This window comes from Actinomadura keratinilytica (assembly GCF_039539665.1).
GTDB classification, from domain to species: domain Bacteria; phylum Actinomycetota; class Actinomycetes; order Streptosporangiales; family Streptosporangiaceae; genus Spirillospora; species Spirillospora keratinilytica.
On sequence record NZ_BAABDO010000262.1, the window covers coordinates 1 to 1,425 of the forward strand.

Consider the following 1,425-nt stretch of genomic DNA (forward strand, 5'->3'; position numbering starts at 1 on the left):
CGGCCAGCGGCGCCAGCGCGGCGGGCGCGGCCAGGGTGATGCGCGGGCCGGGCCGCGCCCGCCGCAGCGCACGCAGCGCCGGGACGGCGGTCAGCAGGTCGCCCAGCCCGAGCGCCCGCAGCACCAGCACGTGATGCCGCGTCACGGCCACGACGGTTCGCGCGACGGGCACACCACCAGCTCCCGCACCTCGCAGCCGGGCGGCTGGGACAGCGCGAACACCACCGCGGCGGCCACGTCCTCGGGCCGGTTGAGCTGGGCGTCCGGGCCCGGCCGGTACCGCTCGTCGCGTCCGTCGAAGAACGCGGTGTCCATGCCGCCGGGGACCAGCATCGTCACCGCGACCTGACCGGCCAGCTCGGCGGCCAGCGCCCGGGTGAACCCGATGACGCCGAACTTGGAGGCGCAGTAGGCGGTGGCGTCGCTGAGCGCCCGCAGCCCCAGCGTGGAGGCGACGGTGACGATCCGCCCGTGGTGCGCCGCCTTCAGGTACGGCAGCGCGGCGCGCACGACGGCGGCGGTGCCCAGCAGGTTGACCTGCACGACCCGCTCCCAGTCCGCGGCCGGCACGTCGCACAGCCGGCCGCACGAGTCGGTGCCCGCCGCGGTGACCGCCGCGTCCAGGCCGCCGGCGCCGCGGGCCAGGCAGTGCACGGCGCGTTCGGCGGCGTGCCGGTCGGCCAGGTCGGCCAGGCAGTGCTGCCACCCGCCGCCCTCCGCCGCGGGCGGGTTGCGGTCGATGACGAGCGGCCGGTGCCCGTCCTTGGCGACCCGCTCGGCGACGGCCGCGCCGAGTCCCGAGGATCCGCCGGTGACCAGGACGTTCATGACGGTGTTCCCTTCGCTGTTCCCTTGGACGACGGCATGGGCGGCGCCGGGTGCGCCGCGGGGAGGTGCGACAGCAGGCGGGTGGTGGAGCGGCCCTCCAGGAAGGGCAGCAGCACCACCTCCCCGCCGTAGCGGCGCACGGTGGCGGCCTCCGGCAGGGCGGCGCCGGCGTAGTCGGCGCCCTTGACCCAGATGTCGGGGCGCAGGCGCTCCAGCAGCCGCTCGGGGGTGTCCTCGTCGAACACCACGGCCGCGTCGACGTCCGACAGGGCCTGCAGCACCCGCACCCGGTCGGCGGCGGTCGTCACCGGGCGGGCGGGGCCCTTGCGGCGGCGCACCGAGGCGTCGGAGTTCACGCACACGACCAGGCAGTCGCCCAGGCGGCGGGCCTGCTGCAGCAGGCTGACGTGCCCGGCGTGCAGCAGGTCGAAGCAGCCGCCGGTCGCCACGACGGTGCCGCCCGCGCGGCGGGTGCGCTCCACCACCTCCCAGGCGTCGGCGTCGCGGCCGGGCGCGACGCACGGCGATGCGGTCTCGGCCACCAGCGCGGCGACGGCCCCCGCGGAAGTCGGATCGTAGCCATGTCGTTCTGTGAGC

General features: G+C 77.3%; 1 protein-coding gene. It reads right to left on the minus strand.

Annotated elements, in window-relative coordinates:
- Nucleotides 1–141: 141 nt before the first annotated feature.
- Nucleotides 142–828 carry an SDR family oxidoreductase gene (locus ABD879_RS32575; RefSeq protein ID WP_345025641.1) on the minus strand — a complete coding sequence of 229 codons (687 nt, stop codon included), beginning with the start codon at nt 826–828 and terminating at the stop codon, nt 142–144.
- Between the last annotated feature and the right edge of the window lie 597 nt (nt 829–1,425).

Excerpts from the sequence above, each read along its gene's own strand:
- ABD879_RS32575 (WP_345025641.1), bottom strand. The coding sequence starts at position 828 with ATGAACGTCCTGGTCACCGGCGGATCCTCGGGACTCGGCGCGGCCGTC.